This window comes from Cytobacillus firmus DS1 (genome assembly GCF_000565285.1).
GTDB classification, from domain to species: Bacteria; Bacillota; Bacilli; order Bacillales; family Cytobacillaceae; genus Cytobacillus; species Cytobacillus firmus_A.
The window spans coordinates 317,546-338,300 of sequence record NZ_APVL01000002.1 but is presented as its reverse complement, the minus strand read 5'-3'; the positions used below and the strand labels follow the sequence as shown (position 1 = coordinate 338,300).

At 41.0% G+C, this 20,755-nt stretch carries 20 protein-coding genes and 1 riboswitch; of the genes, 9 read left to right on the top strand and 11 right to left on the bottom strand.

Annotated features, from left to right (window positions below; translation table 11 throughout):
• Positions 1 to 72 precede the first annotated feature (72 nt).
• Complete coding sequence (locus PBF_RS04115) at positions 73 to 1,650, bottom strand: peptide chain release factor 3 (protein ID WP_035327446.1); 1,578 nt, start codon at positions 1,648 to 1,650, stop codon at positions 73 to 75.
• Positions 1,651 to 1,839: 189 nt separating this feature from the next.
• Between PBF_RS04115 and PBF_RS04110 the strand changes: the two genes are divergently transcribed.
• Both PBF_RS04110 and PBF_RS04105 read left to right on the top strand, forming a co-directional pair.
• Positions 1,840 to 2,715: a metal-dependent hydrolase gene (locus PBF_RS04110; protein ID WP_035327444.1), complete on the top strand. Its 876-nt coding sequence runs from the start codon at positions 1,840 to 1,842 to the stop codon at positions 2,713 to 2,715.
• A 195-nt stretch (positions 2,716 to 2,910) separates the two neighbouring features.
• Positions 2,911 to 4,128, top strand: a complete 1,218-nt coding sequence (locus tag PBF_RS04105; protein ID WP_035327442.1) for a NupC/NupG family nucleoside CNT transporter — start codon at positions 2,911 to 2,913, stop codon at positions 4,126 to 4,128.
• Between the two features lie 51 nt (positions 4,129 to 4,179).
• Here PBF_RS04105 and treC read toward each other — a convergent pair whose 3' ends face one another.
• From treC to PBF_RS04080, 5 genes are all read right to left on the bottom strand, one after another.
• Positions 4,180 to 5,865: an alpha,alpha-phosphotrehalase gene (gene treC / locus PBF_RS04100; protein WP_035327440.1), complete on the bottom strand. Its 1,686-nt coding sequence runs from the start codon at positions 5,863 to 5,865 to the stop codon at positions 4,180 to 4,182.
• 43 nt (positions 5,866 to 5,908) lie between these two features.
• Positions 5,909 to 7,585, bottom strand: coding sequence for a glycoside hydrolase family 13 protein (locus tag PBF_RS04095; RefSeq protein ID WP_035327438.1), 1,677 nt, complete (start codon positions 7,583 to 7,585; stop codon positions 5,909 to 5,911).
• Positions 7,586 to 7,675: 90 nt separating this feature from the next.
• Entirely contained in the window at positions 7,676 to 9,079 is a 1,404-nt protein-coding gene (gene treP / locus PBF_RS04090; RefSeq protein ID WP_035327436.1) for a PTS system trehalose-specific EIIBC component, read from the bottom strand.
• A gap of 433 nt (positions 9,080 to 9,512) precedes the next feature.
• Positions 9,513 to 9,686, bottom strand: coding sequence for a twin-arginine translocase TatA/TatE family subunit (gene tatA / locus PBF_RS04085; RefSeq protein WP_035327434.1), 174 nt, complete (start codon positions 9,684 to 9,686; stop codon positions 9,513 to 9,515).
• A 102-nt stretch (positions 9,687 to 9,788) separates the two neighbouring features.
• Positions 9,789 to 10,523: an NAD-dependent deacylase gene (locus PBF_RS04080; RefSeq protein WP_035327431.1), complete on the bottom strand. Its 735-nt coding sequence runs from the start codon at positions 10,521 to 10,523 to the stop codon at positions 9,789 to 9,791.
• A gap of 147 nt (positions 10,524 to 10,670) precedes the next feature.
• On the opposite strand from PBF_RS04080, the gene PBF_RS04075 reads away from it, so the two are divergent.
• The 7 genes from PBF_RS04075 to PBF_RS04045 all read left to right on the top strand — a co-directional run bounded on the left by PBF_RS04075 (position 10,671) and on the right by PBF_RS04045 (position 15,858).
• A complete protein-coding gene (locus PBF_RS04075; RefSeq protein ID WP_035327428.1) occupies positions 10,671 to 11,084 on the top strand; it encodes a YkvA family protein in 414 nt (137 codons plus the stop codon).
• Positions 11,085 to 11,162: 78 nt separating this feature from the next.
• A riboswitch (TPP riboswitch) is annotated at positions 11,163 to 11,271 on the top strand.
• 111 nt (positions 11,272 to 11,382) lie between these two features.
• Positions 11,383 to 12,387, top strand: coding sequence for an ABC transporter substrate-binding protein (locus tag PBF_RS04070; protein ID WP_035327426.1), 1,005 nt, complete (start codon positions 11,383 to 11,385; stop codon positions 12,385 to 12,387).
• A 14-nt stretch (positions 12,388 to 12,401) separates the two neighbouring features.
• The gene (locus PBF_RS04065; protein WP_035327424.1) at positions 12,402 to 12,695 is read left to right on the top strand and encodes a thiamine-binding protein; all 294 of its coding nucleotides are present in this window, start codon (positions 12,402 to 12,404) and stop codon (positions 12,693 to 12,695) included.
• On the top strand, positions 12,692 to 13,459 hold the full coding sequence (locus PBF_RS04060; RefSeq protein WP_035327422.1) for an ABC transporter permease: 768 nt from the start codon (positions 12,692 to 12,694) through the stop codon (positions 13,457 to 13,459). Before PBF_RS04065 ends, PBF_RS04060 begins: the two co-directional genes overlap by 4 nt.
• Positions 13,456 to 14,190: an ABC transporter ATP-binding protein gene (locus PBF_RS04055; RefSeq protein ID WP_035327420.1), complete on the top strand. Its 735-nt coding sequence runs from the start codon at positions 13,456 to 13,458 to the stop codon at positions 14,188 to 14,190. Before PBF_RS04060 ends, PBF_RS04055 begins: the two co-directional genes overlap by 4 nt.
• Positions 14,191 to 14,202: 12 nt before the next feature.
• A complete protein-coding gene (locus tag PBF_RS04050) occupies positions 14,203 to 14,970 on the top strand; it encodes a TatD family hydrolase (RefSeq protein WP_035327418.1) in 768 nt (255 codons plus the stop codon).
• A gap of 147 nt (positions 14,971 to 15,117) precedes the next feature.
• Positions 15,118 to 15,858, top strand: a complete 741-nt coding sequence (locus tag PBF_RS04045; RefSeq protein WP_035327416.1) for a hypothetical protein — start codon at positions 15,118 to 15,120, stop codon at positions 15,856 to 15,858.
• 35 nt (positions 15,859 to 15,893) lie between these two features.
• Here PBF_RS04045 and PBF_RS04040 read toward each other — a convergent pair whose 3' ends face one another.
• The 5 genes from PBF_RS04040 to PBF_RS04020 all read right to left on the bottom strand — a co-directional run bounded on the left by PBF_RS04040 (position 15,894) and on the right by PBF_RS04020 (position 20,417).
• Positions 15,894 to 16,763 carry a carbohydrate ABC transporter permease gene (locus tag PBF_RS04040; RefSeq protein ID WP_035327414.1) on the bottom strand — a complete coding sequence of 290 codons (870 nt, stop codon included), beginning with the start codon at positions 16,761 to 16,763 and terminating at the stop codon, positions 15,894 to 15,896.
• Positions 16,760 to 17,737 carry a carbohydrate ABC transporter permease gene (locus PBF_RS04035; RefSeq protein ID WP_035327412.1) on the bottom strand — a complete coding sequence of 326 codons (978 nt, stop codon included), beginning with the start codon at positions 17,735 to 17,737 and terminating at the stop codon, positions 16,760 to 16,762. Before PBF_RS04035 ends, PBF_RS04040 begins: the two co-directional genes overlap by 4 nt.
• A 61-nt stretch (positions 17,738 to 17,798) precedes the next feature.
• Complete coding sequence (locus PBF_RS04030) at positions 17,799 to 19,091, bottom strand: ABC transporter substrate-binding protein (RefSeq protein WP_035327410.1); 1,293 nt, start codon at positions 19,089 to 19,091, stop codon at positions 17,799 to 17,801.
• Between the two features lie 206 nt (positions 19,092 to 19,297).
• Positions 19,298 to 19,906, bottom strand: a complete 609-nt coding sequence (locus PBF_RS04025; protein ID WP_035327408.1) for a hypothetical protein — start codon at positions 19,904 to 19,906, stop codon at positions 19,298 to 19,300.
• Positions 19,881 to 20,417: an RNA polymerase sigma factor gene (locus PBF_RS04020; RefSeq protein WP_035327406.1), complete on the bottom strand. Its 537-nt coding sequence runs from the start codon at positions 20,415 to 20,417 to the stop codon at positions 19,881 to 19,883. Before PBF_RS04020 ends, PBF_RS04025 begins: the two co-directional genes overlap by 26 nt.
• Between the last annotated feature and the right edge of the window lie 338 nt (positions 20,418 to 20,755).

Here is a 20,755-nt window from a genome sequence, read left to right as displayed (position 1 = left end):
ATAGATAAGTCAATAGTATTAAGAAAAGAATATATCTAAAGCTAAAACGGCCCAATAAGGGGGCCGCCAGCTTTATTCCGAGTCCATCGGATTATATAATTTTACATCAGGATTTTTTTCCTGAAACCATCTGAGTGCAAAGTCATTTTCAAATAGAAAGACATTTTTGCCGTAACGGTCTTTAACCAGAAGACTTCTTCCGCTGGAAAGGTTTTCGTTGACCTCATCGCCTTCTACCCAGCGTGCGATCTTGGAGCCTTGTCTTTCCATATATACTTCTGTGTTATACTCATTTTTCATGCGGTGTTCAAAAACTTCAAACTGTAGCTGCCCCACTGCCCCCAGGAGGTATTCTTCCATTTTGACTGTCTTAAACAGCTGGATGGCACCTTCCTGAACAAGCTGCTGAATGCCCTTATGAAAATGTTTTTGCTTCATTACATTTTTTGCTGTTACTTTAACAAAAAGCTCAGGTGTAAATTGAGGAAGACGCTCATATTGGAAGTTATTTTTTCCTGCTGTTAATGTATCGCCTATTTGATAAGTTCCCGGATCATAAATTCCGATGATATCTCCGCTGACTGCAGAATCAACTGTACTTCTGTCATCAGCCATGAATTGAGTGGACTGCGCAAGCTTAATGGACTTGCCGATTCTTGGTATGTTCACGGCCATGCCCCGCTCAAATTGGCCTGAACAAATTCTTAAGAATGCTATCCGGTCGCGATGTGCAGGATTCATATTGGCCTGAATTTTAAATATGAATCCAGAAAATTCTTCTGAAAGCGGATCAATTTCCCCTGCAGTCGAATTCCTCGGCTGCGGCGGCGGTGCAAATTGCAGATAAGACTCAAGGAAAGTCTGAACACCAAAGTTGGTCAGCGCGCTTCCAAAAAACACAGGAGTCAGTTCTCCATTTGCAATTCTATCTCTTGAAAACTCATTACCAGCTTCATTTAACAGCATAATCTCTTCAAGTGTCTGATCATATAGCCCAGAATCCTTAATAGAATGGTGCCCCTCTATTTCACCTTCCTGATTTAAGGAAATAAAGCGGTCCTCTTCCTCTACTCTGAATTGCTCAATTCGATTATTAAACCGATCATAGATCCCAAGGAATTCTTTCCCCATACCAATTGGCCAGTTCATTGGGTAAGATTCAATTCCCATAACTTCTTCTAACTCAGCAAGAAGCTCAAGAGGTGCTTTCCCCTGGCGGTCAAGCTTATTCATAAAAGTAAATATCGGAATTCCTCTCATGCGGCAGACCTTGAATAATTTAAGTGTCTGCTCCTCAATACCTTTAGCTGAGTCGATGATCATTACAGCACTGTCAACTGCTGTCAGCGTGCGGTACGTGTCTTCACTGAAATCCTGGTGACCAGGCGTATCAAGAATATTAACGCGCGCACCATCATATTCAAACTGCATCACACTGGAGGTAACAGAGATTCCGCGCTGCTTCTCAATTTCCATCCAGTCACTTGTCGCATATTTGCCTGTCTTCTTCCCTTTAACTGTACCTGCATCACGAATGGCACCACCGAATAATAAGAGTTTTTCGGTCAGCGTCGTTTTACCGGCATCCGGATGGGAAATGATCGCAAATGTGCGGCGGGATAAAACTTCTTCTTTTAAATTTTTGGGCATAGTCGTTCCTCACTTACTTATATGAAAATTTGTTGATCAAGCAATTAATGTGTCACTTAATTATTGCAATACCTTCAATTTTATCGCTCTCAAGAAAAGTTTGCAATGCATTTAAGATTGCATATTTCTTTTTATTAATCTTTTTGAGGCTTATAATAGGGAAACTAATTGTAAAAAAGGAGGTTAAAAATGGACACAATTACACATACCTTATTCGGCTTGAGCCTTTATGGTACGGTTGATAAACGGAGGATGGATAAAAACTCCAGGAGAGCGTATTTGCTTACCGCTGTAGGGGCAAGTCAAATTCCGGATATTGATGTCATCTCGCGCTTATGGGATACAGAAGGACTTTATCAGATGTGGCACAGGGGGATTACCCATTCTGTTTTTCTGACTCCGGTGTGGGCTCTGCTGTTTTTGCTGCTGTCCTTCCTGCTTTTCAGAGTCAGGGATAAGAAGCTTTTTCTGCTGGGATGGCTGGCAGTTTTCATACATAATACCAGCGATTTATTCAATGCATGGGGCACAGGTTATTTGGAGCCGTTTTCAACTATGAGGGTTACTTTTGGTACGATTCCAATTGTTGATTTAGTATTTTGGATCATAATGGGAGCAGCCTTTTTCTTTACAAAAAGGAATAAATCAAAATCCCCCTACTATTTTAAAATCGCATGGGCTTTTATGCTTCTTCACGTGGTAATCCAGAGCACACAGGGATACCTCATTTTTAAGCAGTATGATGATCACTATGAACAAGTTGCCCTATCGGCAGAGTTTATACCATGGACTTATTCCGTTATTACAAAGAAAGATGACGAAGTGAGCATATTCAATGATACTCTTTTCACCAAAAAGGAAACCCAATATGTCCTTCAATCAAAAGAAACTGCAGATTTAAACAAATTGTTTTCGCAAGTTCCTGAAGCTAAAACCCTTTATGAATGGTCTCCATTTGTCGTTCTTGTTGATGATGATGAAAGGCTTGGACTATACGATCCCCGTTTTTACAGAAACGGCCAGTCATTTTTATTCGAATATATTGAAAAAAACACTGAAAGATGAGCCCTGTGCTCATCTTTTTCCGTTCATCCTTATTATATTTTCTTCATGCATAGTATTTTCATGAATTTATTCCTTTTGCACATAATACAACTATTGAGCTTTACAAGCAGTTTCATAAGGGAATAGGATTACTGCCCAGAACTCTCCCAGCTGATTTTTGCAGGGAAAACTACTACATATTGATGAGGTGTAAACATGAATTTTATTTGGGGGATATTCGGTATTATTGTCGTTTTAGGGATAGCCTTCCTGCTTTCAAGCAATAGAAGGGCTATAAGTTTAAGAACAGTTGCTGGAGGTCTTGCCATTCAGCTGATTTTCGCCTTTCTTGTTCTAAAGTGGGAAGGCGGAAGAAAGGGATTGGAATGGCTCACAATGAAGGTAAACGATATAATCAATTACGCTAATCAGGGGATAAATTTCCTATTTGGCGGCTTTTTTACAGATGAATCGGGCATTACCTTCGTTTTCGCACTTCAGGTTTTGCCAGTTGTAATCTTTTTTTCATCACTGATTTCGGTCCTCTATTACTTAAGGATTATGCAGTTTTTCATTAAGATCCTCGGCGGAGGGCTGGCTAAGCTTCTCGGGACCAGGAAAGCTGAATCCATGTCGGCAGCGGCCAATATATTCGTGGGCCAAACGGAGGCTCCGCTGGTGGTCCGTCCATTTATCGCCAATATGACAAAATCCGAGTTATTTGCGGTCATGACCGGAGGCCTTGCTTCTGTAGCAGGATCTGTTTTGATTGGATATTCCCTTTTGGGGGTGCCTCTCGAATACCTTCTGGCAGCAAGCTTTATGGCTGCACCCGCTGGGCTGGTGCTGGCCAAAGTAATGCTTCCTGAAACGGAGGATAAAGAAGAGCCTAAAGAATTTGATATGGAAGTGGATAGCGATTCTGCCAATGTCATTGATGCTGCTGCAAAAGGAGCAAGTGTCGGACTGGAGCTCGCTTTAAATATCGGCGCGATGCTGCTGGCCTTTATTGCTTTGGTTGCTTTAATTAACGGGCTTCTTGGATGGGTTGGAGGGTTATTTGGATTAGAAGGCTTAACGCTCGAAATCATACTTGGATATGTGTTCTCTCCGCTCGCGTTTGCTATAGGAGTACCATGGTCAGAAGCCGTACAGGCAGGAAATTATATTGGCCAGAAACTAATTTTGAATGAGTTTGTTGCTTATTCTGCATTTGCCCCGGACATCCCAACTTTATCTGATAAAACGGTGGCGATCGTAAGCTTCGCCCTTTGCGGATTTGCCAATATTTCTTCATTGGGCATTCTGCTGGGAGGACTTGGCGCATTGGCCCCAAACCGCAGGCAGGACATTGCACGGCTTGGCTTGAAGGCAGTTGCTGCGGGTGCCCTGGCATCTATGCTAAGTGCTGCCATAGCTGGAATGCTGTTTTAAAAAAATCACTTGAAAAATCCTCCCGTTAACAGCGGGAGGATTTTTTCACTTTTATTTCTTTAAATAGTAGATAACGGATTCATATGGCCTTAAATTAATGGTCTGTGCTGCCGAAGGTGACTGATTGTAATTGGATAGTAAGATCTCATCTTTATATTCATCTGCTTGAATGTGTTCAGGAAGGATAAATGAAGTTTCTTTCCCATAAAAATTGTTTACAACCAAAAGCTTTTCATTATCACCATTTCGAACATAAGCAAATACTTCAGGATGATCTTCAGAAATCAGTTCATAGTCACCATATGTGATAATATCGTACTGCTTTCGAAGCTGGATCAGCTTTTTATAATGATAAAAAATAGAATTCTCGTCCTTCAATGCGTTTTCGGCGTTGATTTCCCTGTAATTGGATGCGACATGAATCCATGGGGTTCCATCAGAGAATCCTGCATTCTCAGTACTATTCCACTGAACAGGTGTCCGGGAATTATCGCGCGATTTGCTTTTGAGAATGCTAATTATTTCTTTTTCTGCCATTCCCTTTTCCTTAAGGATAGAATAAACATTCAGTGATTCTACATCTCTGTAGTCTTCAATCCTCTCAAAGCCGGGGTTTGTCATGCCAAACTCTTCACCCTGATATATATAAGGAGTTCCCTGCATCATATGAATGGCTGTCGCCAGCATTTTAGCAGATTCACGATGATAGTATTTGTCATCACCATACCTTGATACAACCCGGGGCTGGTCATGATTACACCAGAATAAAGCATTCCAGCCTCCCCCATTGTGCATTTCAGTTTGCCATTTTGATAAAATCTGCTTTAATGCCGTAAAATCAAAATCAGCGAGAGCCCATTTCTCTCCATTAGGGTAGTCCACTTTTAAATGATGAAAGTTGAAAGTCATGCTTAATTCTTCCCGCTCGGGGTTGGAATACTTTATACAATGATCAATTGTAGTGGATGACATTTCCCCGACTGTTAAACTATCGTATTTCGAGAATACTTTATCATTCATTTCATGCATAAATTCGTGTACACGGGGGCCGTCGGTATAGAATTTCCTGCCGTCGCCCGGAGGTACAGAACCGTCATCATCCGGAAAATCCTTATCTTTTGAGATCAGATTGATTACATCAAGTCTAAAGCCATCTACTCCTTTTTTAAACCAGAATTCCATCATGTCATACAATTTGCGGCGAAGGTCTTCATTTTCCCAATTTAGATCTGCCTGTGTAACATCAAAAAGATGAAGATAGTATTGGCCGGTTGCTTCATCATATTGCCATGCATTTCCGCCGAATTTGGATTCCCAGTTTGTCGGCTCGCTTCCATCTTCCTTAGGATCTTTCCAGATATAAAAATCGCGGTATGGATTGTTTTTTGCTTTTTTTGCTTCCTGGAACCAGTGATGTTCAGTGGAAGTATGGTTAACAACAATATCCATAATGAGTTTTATGTCCCGGTTATGGGCTTCTTCAAGAAGCTTATCAAAATCTTCCATTGTTCCATATTCTTCATGGATGCTGAAATAGTCGCTGATGTCATATCCGTTATCACGCTGCGGAGATTTATAAATGGGTGTCAGCCAGACGACGTCCACGCCTAATTCTTTTAAGTAATCAAGCTTGGCAATAATTCCAGGAATGTCTCCAACTCCATTTCCTGTCGTGTCGTTAAAGCTTTTCGGATAAATTTGATATACTACTGCTTTTTTCCACCACGGTTGTTTCATTTAGAATCACCCTGTTTTAGTTTTTTTAGATAATGCTTTTCTTTTAGCTGTTAAAGAGAAGCACCTGAGTTTCGTATGGACGAAGTTTAATTGTTCTGCTGATTTGTATATCTTTATAATTCCCAATCAGCGGTTCGAAATTTTTCTCCAGAATGTCTGCAGGGAGTTCTGCTTCAGTGTTATCACCATAGAAGTTGCACATGACTAAAAGAATCTGATTCCCCAGTGTTCTTGTATAGGCATACACTTCGGGATGGTGATCAAGTATAAGGTTATATTTTCCGTAAATAATAATTTCATTTTTCTTCCTGAGTTCAATAAGCTTTTTATAATAATAAAAAACAGAGTCAGGGTTTTTCATGGCCATTTCGACATTAATATCTTTATAGTTAGGATTTACTTTTATCCACGGGGTTCCTTTCGTAAATCCTCCGTGCCTGGAAGAATCCCATTGCATTGGTGTCCTTGCATTATCACGCCCTTTTGCATAGATGGCCTCCAGTGCCTTTTCCTCTGTCCAGCCATCGTTAAGAGCTTCTTTATAAAAGTTAAGTGTTTCTATATCTCTGTATTCATCAATGCTTGAGTACCGTACATTCGTCATTCCTATTTCTTCGCCCTGATAAATATATGGAGTTCCCTTCATCATATGCAGCAATGTTGCCAGCATCTTTGCTGACTTATCCCAATACTCTCCATCATTCCCGAATCTTGAAACAGAGCGCGGCTGATCATGATTATTAAAGTAAAGACTGTTCCAGCCAACCTCGTCCAGCTCATTTTGCCATTTGGTCAGATTTGTTTTTAAGTCAAATAGATCGAGGGGTTTAAGGTCCCATTTGCCATTTGGCCCGTTATCCAGGCTAACATGTTCAAACTGGAAGACCATATTCAACTCATTGCGTGATTCCCCCGTATACTGCCGAGCCCACTCAGGGTTAACACCAGGCATTTCGCCGACAGTCATCACATCATACTTTGATATGGCCTTTTCATTCATCTCCTGCAGGTATGCGTGAATTTTTGGGCCGTTTCGATAATACTTGCTTCCAGAAGCATATTTCTTCCCGGGCTTAGGTTCATCATCAGGAAGTCCCTCCACTTTGGAGATAAAGTTGACCACATCCATTCTGAATCCATCAATCCCTTTTTCGAGCCACCAGGTCATCATGTCGTATATTTCTTTTCTCAATTTAGGATTCTCCCAGTTTAGATCAGGCTGTTTTTTTGAAAACAGGTGCAAATAGTATTCTCCTGTAAGTTCGTCAAGTTCCCAGGCAGATCCGCCGAAATTGCTGCCCCAGTTATTCGGCTCTTTACCATCCTTTCCTTCACGCCAAATATAGTAGTCCCTATATGGATTATCTTTCGATTTCCTTGCTTCTGAAAACCAGATATGCTCGTCAGAACTATGGTTCACCACCAGGTCCATAATGAGTTTGATTCCTCTTTTATGCAGCTCTAAAAGAAGCTGTTCCCAATCCTTCATTGTTCCAAACTCACGCATAATATCCTGATAATCACTGATATCATAGCCATTATCATCATTTGGAGATTTATAAACCGGAGAAAGCCAGACCACATCAATTCCAAGCTCTTTCAAGTAATCAAGCCTTGAGATAATTCCCTGTAAATCTCCTATTCCATCTCCATTGCTATCCATGAAGCTCCGAGGATAGATTTGATAAACCACACTTTCTTTCCACCATTGCTTCTTCATAATGCGACCTCCGGTACAATAAAATTTTGAGTATGTCTAAAAATGGCGATACCATGGAATCATAGAATCCCATGGCATCAATCATTTTATTTAAGCTTTTTTAAATTTCGAGAAAGCTAAAGTTAATACAAACGGCACAACAAGTGCGATTCCCATTCCGATAAAGAAAGCACCCCAATTTTCCGCAAAGATGGAGAAAAATGCCGGCAAGCCTCCTACACCGATCGAAGGTGCCTTAACTCCATTAATCGTAATGAAGATTCCGGCAATTGCTGACCCAATAATCGCAGCAAAGAACGGGTACTTAAAGCGAAGGTTTACCCCAAACATAGCGGGTTCGGTTACCCCCAGCCATGCCGATACCGAAGACGTAAGCGCAAGCCCCTTCAGCTTTTCGTTCCCTTTGCTTAACAGCATCATGGCAAAAGCGGCTGAACCCTGTGCAATATTGGATAGTGCCACCATCGGCCACAAAAACGTGCCGCCAATGCTGCCGATTAGCTGAAGATCGACTGCCAGGAATGTATGATGCATGCCAGTGATAACAAGAGGTGCATATAATCCTCCGTAAATCAAACCTCCAAGGGCCGGAACAGCATCAAAGATTCCGACAACTCCATTTGTAATCCAGCTGCCGATCGTGAATGTAATTGGTCCGATGGCAATAAAAGAAAGAAATCCAGTAATAAGCAAAGCGATTGGCGCGACAGTCAGAAGCTGAAACGCATCAGGAATTCTTTTTCGCAGAAATACTTCTATCTTGGCCAATACATATGAAGCAAATAATACAGGCAACACCTGGCCCTGGTAACCTACTTTTTCAATTTCAAAACCAAATAAATTCCACTTCGGAACTTCCTCTGCTGCACCATAGCCCCATGCATTTAAAAGATCCGGATGCACTAGCATCAAACCAAGCACCATACCAAGAAGTGGACTTCCGCCAAACCTGTTCACAGCACTCCATCCAATCAAACCTGGAAGGAATACGAAAGCGGTATTGGCAATCAGGTTAATAATGCTCGCCAGATCAGCCCAGTTTGTATAAACTTCAACAAACGACTTATCATCGAAGAAAATATCCGGCGCTGTCATAATGTTGTTGATTCCCATCAGCAAACCAGCTGTTACGATAGCCGGGAGGATTGGAATAAAAATATCCGCCAGTGTTTTAATTCCGCGCTGCAAAGGATTTAAGTTTTCGGCAGCAGCACTTTTGGTTTCTTCTTTGGACGATTCACCGATTCCGGTTGCATCTGTCATTTCTTTATATACTTTATCAACGAGGCCTTGTCCGATCACAACCTGGAATTGTCCATTGGTGGAAAAGGAACCTTTCACAATATCAATATCTTCGAGTTTTTCTTTATTGACTTTTCCTTCATCTTTTAACGCAAAGCGCAGGCGTGTTACACAATGAGTGGCCGCAGCGATATTATCCCTGCCCCCGATAGCTTCTACGATTTGCTCTGCTGACTCTTTATTTGTAGCCATTCTTCGCTCTCCTCCTGTTACCGTTTTCATATTTAAGAAAAAAAACAGTTATAAGGTTCTTATTTATCGTTCTCGATTTTTATAAATCTATCCATTATACACAAACCAACTTGTATATACATGAACTGTTCACGCTTTCATTTTATCTTGTATATACATGTTAGTCAACTATTTTTTCTTTTCCTTCTTTTTTATACCCATTCACTCGGTTCGAAAGCCACAAAGTGAAACTTCAATCAGTGGGGGTTTTCCTTATCCCCCACTGATTGTTAGTTGAACCAATCGGGCCTTTACGGGCAGTTTGACCCCCACTTATCCTCCTTTGGTTCCTCTGAGTCTTGAAGTGGGAGTCTTACTGCCCGTTAGACTGCGATAAAATAGAAAAACCGGCTTCGAGACTAATCGTCTGCAAAGCCGGTTCTAAACCAGTAGACTATTTTCTTTTATCATCGTCATCGTCCTTAGTGAGATCACGGGTAGACTTCTTAAATTCCTTTAAGGTCTCCCCGAATGCCCTCCCTATTTCAGGAAGTTTCTTAGGACCAAAAATAATAAGAGCCAGAACCAGGATGAGAATTAAACCTGGAATACCGATGTTTGATAACATGCTGAACACTCCTTATATATCATATCGCTTGAAGCAGCAGTAATCATGTTCATTGTCCATTATAGGGGATTGGCTCAAAAAATCATAGTATGAGAGCTATTTTTATGATTTCTCATTTTCCCGCTGCTGGAAGGCATGATCAAGTTCTTCGAGTACTTCACCAATTTTGCGGTCATGGATCACTTCATCAGCATAAAAATCAAATTCAGTGGGTTCCATATTAATAATCACCAGTTTAGCTCCGTTTTGTTTCGCTATCAGCGGAAACTGATTTGCCGGTGTCACAGTCAAGGATGATCCCAGAACAATAAATAGTTCTGCCTTTTCAGATTCTTCTGCTGCAAAATCTAAAGGCTGCTCAGGGAGCATTTCCCCAAACAGAACTACTGAAGGACGAAGCATCCCCCCGCAATAACATTGAATGTGTCCATGCAAATACCCCTCGCTTGGGAATTCTTCTTTACATTCCTGGCAATGGAGTGTCTGCAGATTCCCATGAAGCTCTGATAAATTTTCACTCCCAGCCAGCCGATGAAATCCATCAACATTCTGGGTGATAATACTCTTTAAAATGCCTCTCTTTTCCCAATCTGCAAGAATATAGTAACCTTTATGGGGACTGCACTCCTTGAGCCCAATTACCCGATGCCGATAAAAATCTATAAACTCTTTCACATTATCATTCAATGCGTCGGTACTGGCAATTCTCCCAGGGTCTTTCGCGTTCCATAAGCCATTATTAGCTGACCGGAAATCAGGCAGCCCGCTTTCCGTTGACATTCCCGCTCCAGATAGTATTACTGTATAATTTGATTCCTTCAGCCATTTTTCAAGCATAAATACCAGCTCCCACTAAATTATTGTCACAGGTTTGAAGATGATTTCCATTTTTTTCTCCTGGTTAAATGTTTATGTCATGTCAGGTATGCGGTAAATAATAGATTATAACTGTTTATACGAATTATCAATATAGGAGTGATGGCTATGCCTGAAATAGAAACGAAAGATTATAAGGATGGCTATAAAAAATTTTCTTCCAGGGCAAAACGCTATGCGGATGATCCCGAAAAAACAAAAGGCCTGCTAAAAAAGGCCACACTTAAAGCAGATAAAAACAAATCATCACTAAGTGATATATGGGAAAAGTTTCAGCTGCTGATTGATTTGGTTAAGGCATGGTCAAAAGGCGATTACCGGCATATCTCCAAAAAATCAATTATCTTTATTATTGCTTCCATCCTATACTTTGTTTCCCCTATCGATCTGGTTCCAGACTTTTTAATTGGAATGGGGATCCTGGATGATGCAGCCGTCTTAGGCTTTGCCGTCAGCCAAATTACAGGTGAACTTGAGAAATTCAAAGCCTGGAAAGAGAGCCGGACTATTGAAATGAAATAATGATCAAATGCTGTCCATTTTAATATTGTCTGCTATAATAATGATGGAAAGTATTTATGGCCTGTTAAAATTAAATAGCAAGAAATGTAGGGGAACCGGTGTGCCGGTTGAGACTTCATCCTTAAGATGCTGACCCTTTGAACCTGATCTGGCTAATACCGGCGTAGGGAACATATTCTTAAACATAATAAAATGTTTTTTATATGCGTCCCGGTATTATGCCGTGGCGTTTTTTATTTTTCAGGGCAGACTAATATCAACTTTCCTTATTACATAAAAGCTTTTGGGAGGTTTCTCTATGAAAAAATGTATTGCAGCTATTACTGCGCTTCTGCTGCTATCCGGCTGTGCCGGCAGCGGCCAGGATGCTAAGACTGGAAAAGAAGATGCAGGCAGCAAACACGAATTGAAGGAAGTTACTGTCGTACTGGATTGGACACCCAATACCAATCATACCGGCTTATATGCCGCAAAGGAAAAAGGCTATTTTAAAGAAGAAGGACTCGATGTTGAAATCATCATGCCGGGTGAGGCAGGCGCCGATCAATTGACTGCATCAGGCAAGGCTGATTTCGGTGTCAGCTACCAGGAAAGCATCACGGAAGCCCGTGTACAGGGAGTTCCCCTTGTATCGATAGCAGCTGTAATACAGCATAATACTTCCGGTTTTGCATCCCCTGCTGAAAAAAACATTAAATCGCCAAAAGACTTTGAAGGAAAAACTTATGGCGGCTGGGGAGCTCCTGTAGAAAAATCTGTAATAGATTCCCTAATGAAGAAGGAAAACGCCAATGTTGATAATGTCTCAATTGTTAACATGGGAGATGCTGACTTTTTCACAGCTGTTAAAAGAGATATAGACTTCGCATGGATTTATTACGGATGGACAGGTGTAGAAGCTGAGCTTCGGGGGGAAAAGATTAATATGGTCTACCTTACCGACTACTCAGAAAAACTGGATTACTACACGCCTGTTCTGGCAACGAGTGAAAAAATGATTGCAGATGATCCGGATACTGTTAAAGCATTTGTAAAAGCAGCCGCCAAAGGATATGAATTTGCAATCGACCAGCCTGGCGAAGCAGCTGAAATTTTATTAAAAAATGCTCCTGACCTTGACAGCGAACTGGTCAAAAAGAGCCAGGAGTGGCTATCTCCGCGCTATCAGGATGATGCTGCCAGATGGGGAGAACAAAAGCTTGAGGTCTGGGAAAACTATGCAGACTGGATGCATGAAAATGGTCTTTTAGATAAAGAATTAGATGCCGGCAAAGCATTTACAAATGACTTCCTGCCGGAATAAGGAGAGTTTATAAAATGGCAAATACACTTGTAAGCATTCAGATCATACCGAAAACAAAAGATGGGGAAAATGTTATACCTTATGTGGATGAAGCAATTAGTGTCATTCAGCAATCCGGTGTTAAGTACGAAGTGCATCCCCTCGAAACAACGATGGAAGGCGATTTAGAACATTTATTGAAAATCATAGCTGATATGAACAGAAAAATGATTGAAAAAGGAAGCAGCAATGTTATCTCACAAGTTAAGATTCTATATCAGCCGGACGGAATTGAAATGAGTGATTTAACGGAGAAATACCGTCCATGACAAATGTGTTCAGAAAAGGATGGAGGCCGGCTGCGGTTCTCCTCCTTTTATTCATTCTTTGGGAGCTGGCGGTAAATTTTGCAGAAGTCCCTGCTTGGCTCCTGCCTCCCCCGACAGATATCATTCAGGAGGCTGTTATGGGCTGGGAGGGCTTCCGTATGCATCTTCAATCGACAGTCCTCCTTTCACTATGGGGATTTGCCATTGGCACTGCCATCGGATTGCTCACAGCTGTAATACTGCACTTATTGCCTTTTATTAGGGAGTCTATATACCCGCTTCTCATCCTTTCACAGAATGTGCCAATAATTGTTTTGGCTCCTTTACTGGTTGTATGGTTTGGATTTGGCGTACTTCCAAAGCTAATTGTTATTACGCTGGTATGCTTCTTTCCCATTACTGTTGCAGCATTGGATGGTTTTCGGCAAACTCCGGGAGAACTCAGGCATTATATGCTGATGGCAGGAGCCGGCAGAGGACAGTTGTTTTGGAAGCTGGAGCTTCCATATTCCCTTCCCTCTTTATTTTCAGGGCTAAAAATTTCCGCAACCTATAGTGTGATGGGTGCTGTAATATCCGAATGGCTCGGTGCTAAAGCAGGAATAGGTGTTTATATGACTTTGGCCTCTTCTTCATTTCGGACAGACCGTGTTTTTGTTGCCATTTTTGCGATTATGCTGTTAAGCTTGCTGTTTTTTGGGGGAATATTACTGGCTGAACGTTTGCTGATTAAATGGAAGTCCAGGGAGAGTGGCAGGAAATGATACAATTATCGGTTAATTCTCTAACGAAAAGTTTTGATTCAAATCGAGTTTTAAGCAATTTGAGTTTTCAAGTAAATGAAGGAGAGTTTGTTTCCATTTTAGGTCCATCAGGCAGCGGAAAGAGCACTATCTTCAACCTGATTGGCGGAATGCTCCTGCCTGATGAAGGGTCCATTACACTGGGGAATGTCGAGATCAGCGGCAAACGCGGTTCAATCAGCTATATGCCTCAGACACCTTCCCTGATGCCCTGGAGAACCACCCTCCAGAACGTTCTGCTTGGCCAGGAAATTATGGGGAAAGCCGATCCGGAAACAGCCAGAAAAATGCTTCAAAAAGCGGGACTCGGTGACTATGAAAATGCATATCCGCATGAATTATCAGGAGGCATGAAGCAAAGGACCGCCTTCATCCGCGCACTATTAAGCCCGCAGCCAATCATACTTCTGGATGAACCCTTTTCAGCTTTGGATGAGCTTACCCGTCTTGATATGCAAAAATGGCTTCTTGATATTTGGAATGAGCATAAGCCGACAATTCTGTTTGTAACACACAATATCGAAGAAGCCATTTACCTCTCTGATCGAATATTAATACTCGGCAGCAAGCCTGCTAAAGTAGTTCAAGAATTTAAAGTGACTTTTGGGAGGCCGCGAATGGAGGAAATTTTCCTGGATGAAAATTTCCTTGAATGCAAAAGAAGCATCCATTATGCGCTGAAAACTCATTAGGAGGCAACAGCAGTGGATAAGTATATTGATGCCCATATTCATCTTGATAAGTACAGCGATATTGATTTAGAGAAAATGTTTCATGAGCTGCCGTTTAAGCTTTCACTTGTTACAGTTTCAAGTGATTTAGCCTCCTGCAAAAGAAATCTTGCTCTTGCAGAAATCTATCCCTTTGTAAAACCTGCCTTTGGTTTTCACCCTGAACAGATTCTGCCCAGTGATCATGACATTTCAGAACTTTTCAGCTGGATAGAGATTCACACAGAGGAGATGGCTGCTGTTGGCGAGGTTGGCCTTCCATACTATTTGAGGTCTGAGGGGACCAAGCTGCATGGAGGATATATTGAACTTCTCGAAAAATTCATTAAGCTTGCTAAAAAATGGGATAAGCCCATCGCCCTCCATGCTATTTATGATGACGCACCGATTGTGTGCAATTTATTGGAAAAGCATTCGATTAAAAAAGCTCATTTTCACTGGTTTAAAGGTGACACCTCAACTGTTAGCAGGCTGATTGCCAATGATTATTACATCTCCTTTACTCCAGATATAGTGTACGAAAAAGAAATACAGGCCCTTGTACGGGATTACCCGCTGGATAAATTGATGGCAGAAACAGACGGTCCGTGGGAATTCGAAGGCCCTTTTAAAAACAAGCCTACCCATCCAGCCATGATGGCCCATTCCATCAGCACCCTTGCTGAACTAAAAGAAATATCTTTCAGCATCGCCATTAAGAAGCTATATGATAATACAAAAAGCTTCTATAATATTGATTAATCGGCCTTAAAGAATCTTTTACCATAAGGCAGTTTTTTTATTAAGATTAGATAAAATTTACTAGATAAATATAATCACTTCGCACCATTCCTAATTTTGGAAATATGAGTTAATCTTATATTGGACAATACTTTTAGGAGGTATGTGATGAAAAGGTATATTTTCTTGTTATTGACTATTTTACTAGTCTTCTCAGGTAATGTTTCTGCAGAGCCCAAAAGCCGTTCAGCTGATTTGACTGAGAAAGATTTCATGAAAGCCGTATTGAAGGCTGATGAGTTTAAAGAATTTAAATCCTCCATTTTAAAAGATGCAGCCGCTAAGCCAAGAGCGCTTGTTGATGAAAAAGGTAAACAATATGGCTGGACAGTCCAATATGAAATTGAATACAACGAAAAAAATACTATCTTGGATAAAAAGGCTCTCGTAAATTTCTCATCTCTTCTATCATTCTCATTTGAGTCCGGGAAGGAATTAAAAGTGCGGCTGGTTGATTACAGCAGGCTTATTGAGGATCAGGCTTTTTATGTAAAAGATCTGAAATCTGAGGAAGAGATCAAAATAGATATCTCAAAAGACAGCACCTTTACTGATTATTTAACAGAAGTAGAATTGAAAAAAACACAGCTGATTAAAGAAGCGGCCAAAAGCAATACAGTCTCTTCTGATAAAGCCACAGCATCTGGCCAGCTATGCTACTACTGCACAAAGTATGAATGGCGAGGCGGGTATCCCTGCTCATCCGCTAACATTGAGTCTGAAGCTTCAGTATCATCCCAGCTTGAAGAAAACGGGCTGAATCCGGATTCTGTAGTCATTGAATGCTATGTTCCCCGCCATAAGGTTTGTGTTGACGGAGAATGGAGAACCTATTGCCCTATACAATGAAAAGAACGGCTAAGCGAATGGCTTAGCCGTTTTAGTTATCCTTTCGTGCCTGTTGCGATATTCGAACCTTCTATAAAGTGCTTCTGGAAGAAGAAAAATAACAGCACTACTGGCAATAATACCATGACTGACATGGCCATCAGGTAATGCCATTGTGTCTGTACAGTTCCCTTGAAGGTTTGAAGACCGATTTGAAGGGTGTAGAGACTTTCATCATTTAAATATAATAACGGGCCAAGAAGATCATTCCATGCGCCATTAAATGAGAAAATGGCTACAGTAATAAGCGCCGGCTTCGTTAATGGCAGCATGATATGCCACCATATCTGAATATGATTAGCACCGTCCAGTACAGCTGCTTCAATAAGTTCATTCGGAATGGTCATCATAAACTGGCGAAGCAGGAAGATGAAAAAGGCACTCCCCAAAAAGGCCGGAACAATCAGCGGCAGATACGTATTTACCCAGCCAAGCTTGGAGAATAAAATGTACTGAGGCACCATGGTGACAAACCCCGGGATCAGCATGGTTGATAACACAACTATAAACAAAGCATTTCTTCCTTTAAAACGAATCTTCGCAAATGCGTAAGCAACCAGCGAGTTGACAATAACGCTTCCCGCCATTCCGCAAAAGGCAATAAAGAATGTATTCATAGCCCAGCGGGTAAACGGTGCTGTTTTCCATGCGTCAACATAATTGGAAAAATGAAATTCTTTTGGCATAAAGGTCGGCGGATATTGAGCTATCTCTGCAGGGGATTTCAGAGAAGTCGAAATCATCCACCAAAGCGGAGATATTACCAGAACACTTCCTGCTAATAAAACGATGAAAACAATCGCCTGCTTTACTTTATCTTTGAATTTTTTCGTCTCATAAAACTTCGGTGCTGCAGCAGATCTCATTTATCATCTCCTCCCTCATAATGAACCCATTTTTTACCGATTTTCATATTAATGATTGTCAGTATCATAACGACAATAAACAACAGCCAGGCCATTGCAGAGGCATAGCCCATGTCAAACACCTCAAACGCATTATTCCACATATGAAGATTATAGAACAGAAGTGAATTTCCAGGTCCGCCGCTTCCATTCTCCGTCATGACATAAGCCTCCTGGAAAATTTGAAATGAACCGATCGTACTTGTCAGCACATCAAAGAAAATGATCGGTGAAATCATCGGCAATGTAATATAAATAAATTTCTGCATTACACCTGCCCCATCCAGATCCGCTGCTTCATAAAGGGAATTTGATACCCCCTGCAGACTTGCCAGATATAGAAGCATCCCTCCGCCGACACTCCACATTTTCATCAAAAGCAAAGCTGGTTTCGTCCATTCAGGGTCAAACAGCCATGCTGGACCTTCAATCCCAAACCATGCCAGGAACGTATTAACCAGACCTGTTGACGGACTCAGCAGCTGCATCCATAAAAAGTAAACTGCTACTCCTGAGAGGATAGCAGGCAGATAATAAAGTGTGCGGAAAAATTTCATGCCTTTTACTTTCTGATTTAGAAGTACCGACAGAAAAATCGCCCCTGCAGTGGTCAGCGGGACAGAGAATAAAACGTAATACAGAGTGTTCCAAAGTGACGTTTTAAAAAGGTCATCAATTGTAAACATGCGTTTAAAATTATCAAGGCCGATAAAATTCATTCTTGAAGTGATATTATAATCTGTAAAACTGGCAAATAAGGAAAATAAAAGCGGGCCAAGTGTCAGACCCAGAAATCCGATTATCCATGGGCTGATAAAGAGATAGCCAAAGATATTTTCTCTTGTTTGGCGTGACAGCCGTCTGTGTAATGTCTTCTCTTTTTTTCCTGCAAGATCTGCTCCCCGGCGCTCAATCGGTGTCTCAAATGATTTCAACCCTTACACCTTCTTTTTATAGTATTTATAAAGAGAGAAGGATTTCCCTTCTCTCTTTGTTCTAATTTTTCTTTAATTTTTTAACATCTTCTTCCGCTTTTTCCAGCGCTTTTTCAGGCTTGGTTTTACCTAGCAGAACATTGTCTATATGAGGATTAATGCGATTCTGGTAATCAGGATACTGTGTCGGGACAGGGAATAATTGCGTCTGATCCAAGTTTTTCACAGTCGCTTCATATACATATTGATCATCGCCTTTAAGTTCCTTTACCACGGCCTCTGCAGCTTCTTTATTTGCGACATTATCATAATTTTTCATAGCCCAATATTTTTGAGCTTCTGGACCTGTAAGATACTCGATAAACTTCATAGCTTCCTCAGGGTGTTTGGCTCCTTTCGGGATTTCAGCTACGAACCCACCTCCATCACTCCAGTTACCGGAACCTTCTTCATATGCAGGAATCGGGGCAACCCCAAAATTCATATCATTGCCATAATCACGAATTTGTGTGTAAAATGTACCGATATCCACCCACATTGCCACTTTGCCGGCAATGAACGGATTTGACTGTTCACTTCCAAATTCAGCTTCAAAAGACTGAACTGTTTTCTCGCCGAGACGCTCCTTCCATCCCAGCAGCCATTGAAGCGCTTCCTGCTTCTTAGGAGTATTGATATAAAGTTTGCCATCTTGAATGAATCCTTTTCCGCCATCAGCGCTTGTCATCCAGCTTGCTGCACCGATACTGCCCCAAAGCGGGTAAAAGCCGACCCGCTCATAGCGATCTCCATTTTTCACATCCAGCTTCTCGGCATACTCCTCCAGTTCAGTCCATGTAGCAGGGGGCTTTTCCGGGTCGATGCCCGCTTCTTTGAAAGCATCTTTATTGTAAAATAGCAATCTGGTATCTGTATTAAATGGAACTGCATAAGCCTTGTCCTCGTACATTACCGTTTCCCATAAATGCGGGTAAAACTGGTCTTTAAACGAATCATCGATATACTTGCTCAAATCTTCAGATTGTCCATTTTCTGCCCGCTGGCCGACCGAATTAATATCGTTAATAATAACATCAGCAGGATTACCGGCAGCAACGGATGCCAGATTCTTTGTCCAAATATCTCCCCAGGGCAAATATGTATGCTTAACAAAAACCTCATCCTGTGATCTATTAAAATCATCTATGATTTTTTCAATAATTGGCCTTCTTGTTTCTGAACCCCAAAAACTCCAAAAATCAACAACGACCTTTCCATCCTTCGTCTTTTCTGCCTGAGCACTTTCCCCGGAACAGCCTGCTAATGTGCCCATAAGCAGGAATGCGGAAATAATAAAAAGAAGTCCTTTTTTCATGATGCTCCCCCTAATATTTATAATTTTCAGCTTTAATCTTCTGCCTATTCCCTGCCTGCAGGAATAAAAATCGCCAGCAAAAAAAGGTTTTATTAACTAAGTAAGTACTACCCTTTTAATCTGGACTAAAACATTTTTTTGAAAAAACTCTCGATATTTGTCAATTTTCAGCCCTTTCTGCCTAAAAAAAAGACCCCTTACAGGAGTCAAGGAGTGTTCTGAATGCTTTGTGCAATTGCCTCTAAATAATCAATAAATATGGCACCTTCAGCGGCAGGAACAGAATAAATTTCTTCACTGTCCATTATCTTGAAATAAACTTTGCCTTCCGCATCCCAGACTTTCATCTTTACAGGGTCTTTTCCCTTTAAAATAAATTGGATATCATAGGATGGTTTGGCATCAATGACTGTCTCTGATAGGGTGGCCGAATTTATGGCATTTCTTGCCGTGTTTTCCCACTTTGGATCTTGTACAGTCGCGGTTTCAGCCGAATACTTTCCATCGGCAGAGAAGGATTCCTCGGTCTCTGATATAGCAATAGTTGTTTGGCTTATAAAGCTGTTCCCAAGCATCTCTGAACTGCTGCTGCCTGTGGTCATGGAATCCTCAGAAAAAATAATGAAAGCGAACATGACACAAGCAGCCATTACAGCGGCAGCAGATAAAAATCCCGGGAAAATAGCTTTCCTTCTTTTAGGTTTTTCCTCAATGCCGCTCAATATTTTTTGCAGGCTCTCCTGTTTTTGCTTTTGCGACCGCGGAATGCGTCCCAATTCTCGAAAGGAATTATCGGATCCGAATGAGCTCTTCATGGATTTCCCCCCTTTTTTGCAATTCTTTTTTTAGCGCTGCGAGTGCCCTGGAAGTGGTGATTTTCACTTTATTTTCAGACCAATTCAAGATTTCGGCCGTTTCCTTGATGGAAAACTCCTTTATTTTTCTCAGTATCAGCACTTCTTGGTAGCTTAATTTCAAATGGCGGATTGCTTCATATAAGAGTGTAACTTTTTCACCCTTAATCATTATCTCTGTAGGAGTATCTTCATCTGATTGGAGCTGGAATTTTTCTATTGAGAAAAATTTGAATCTGCTTTTTTTGCGCAAATAATCAATGGCTACATTTCTGGATATCCGGACAAGCCACGTAAAGATCTGGGACTCCCCATTAAATTGATTCATATATTTGTAGGCTTTGATAAAGGTGTCTTGTGTCAGATCCTCCGCCACTTCCTTATCATTTACGAGAAGAAATATGTATCCATAAATTCGATCGCTGTACTCGCTGTATATATCTTCAAACGCTTCTGCCGTTATTCTCTCCATTGTGGCGCCCCCTCGCATATTATTAGACGAATAAAAATCAGAAAAGAAACACTTTTCCATTGTTTATGTAAAACATTTGGTAAAACCATAATCCGGAACCTGTTCATTTATCCTATATTTTAAAACATTCTGATTCCTTAGCATTAAATTTGATAAAAATTCGAGAAAGCGCCTTTTTAACCGTAACTTTTTTCAATCTCTCTTCACCTTTACAAAGATGAATAAAGTTACACCCCAGACTACCCATCTTCGATTTCATTTTTTGCAATTTCAAGTAATGGATTCCTTTAAGTTCTCAATCCTTTTTATTTATTTTATCATTCTGTGAAAATACTGCC

Bases quoted from the DNA above. Each gene is read 5' to 3' on its own strand.
- PBF_RS04115 (WP_035327446.1), bottom strand. From the start codon at position 1,650: ATGCCCAAAAATTTAAAAGAAGAAGTTTTATCCCGCCGCACATTTGCG.
- PBF_RS04110 (WP_035327444.1), top strand. From the start codon at position 1,840: ATGGACACAATTACACATACCTTATTCGGCTTGAGCCTTTATGGTACG.
- PBF_RS04105 (WP_035327442.1), top strand. From the start codon at position 2,911: ATGAATTTTATTTGGGGGATATTCGGTATTATTGTCGTTTTAGGGATA.
- treC (WP_035327440.1), bottom strand. From the start codon at position 5,865: ATGAAACAACCGTGGTGGAAAAAAGCAGTAGTATATCAAATTTATCCG.
- PBF_RS04095 (WP_035327438.1), bottom strand. From the start codon at position 7,585: ATGAAGAAGCAATGGTGGAAAGAAAGTGTGGTTTATCAAATCTATCCT.
- treP (WP_035327436.1), bottom strand. From the start codon at position 9,079: ATGGCTACAAATAAAGAGTCAGCAGAGCAAATCGTAGAAGCTATCGGG.
- tatA (WP_035327434.1), bottom strand. From the start codon at position 9,686: ATGTTATCAAACATCGGTATTCCAGGTTTAATTCTCATCCTGGTTCTG.
- PBF_RS04080 (WP_035327431.1), bottom strand. From the start codon at position 10,523: ATGCTTGAAAAATGGCTGAAGGAATCAAATTATACAGTAATACTATCT.
- PBF_RS04075 (WP_035327428.1), top strand. From the start codon at position 10,671: ATGCCTGAAATAGAAACGAAAGATTATAAGGATGGCTATAAAAAATTT.
- PBF_RS04070 (WP_035327426.1), top strand. From the start codon at position 11,383: ATGAAAAAATGTATTGCAGCTATTACTGCGCTTCTGCTGCTATCCGGC.
- PBF_RS04065 (WP_035327424.1), top strand. From the start codon at position 12,402: ATGGCAAATACACTTGTAAGCATTCAGATCATACCGAAAACAAAAGAT.
- PBF_RS04060 (WP_035327422.1), top strand. From the start codon at position 12,692: ATGACAAATGTGTTCAGAAAAGGATGGAGGCCGGCTGCGGTTCTCCTC.
- PBF_RS04055 (WP_035327420.1), top strand. From the start codon at position 13,456: ATGATACAATTATCGGTTAATTCTCTAACGAAAAGTTTTGATTCAAAT.
- PBF_RS04045 (WP_035327416.1), top strand. From the start codon at position 15,118: ATGAAAAGGTATATTTTCTTGTTATTGACTATTTTACTAGTCTTCTCA.
- PBF_RS04040 (WP_035327414.1), bottom strand. From the start codon at position 16,763: ATGAGATCTGCTGCAGCACCGAAGTTTTATGAGACGAAAAAATTCAAA.
- PBF_RS04030 (WP_035327410.1), bottom strand. From the start codon at position 19,091: ATGAAAAAAGGACTTCTTTTTATTATTTCCGCATTCCTGCTTATGGGC.
- PBF_RS04025 (WP_035327408.1), bottom strand. From the start codon at position 19,906: ATGAAGAGCTCATTCGGATCCGATAATTCCTTTCGAGAATTGGGACGC.
- PBF_RS04020 (WP_035327406.1), bottom strand. From the start codon at position 20,417: ATGGAGAGAATAACGGCAGAAGCGTTTGAAGATATATACAGCGAGTAC.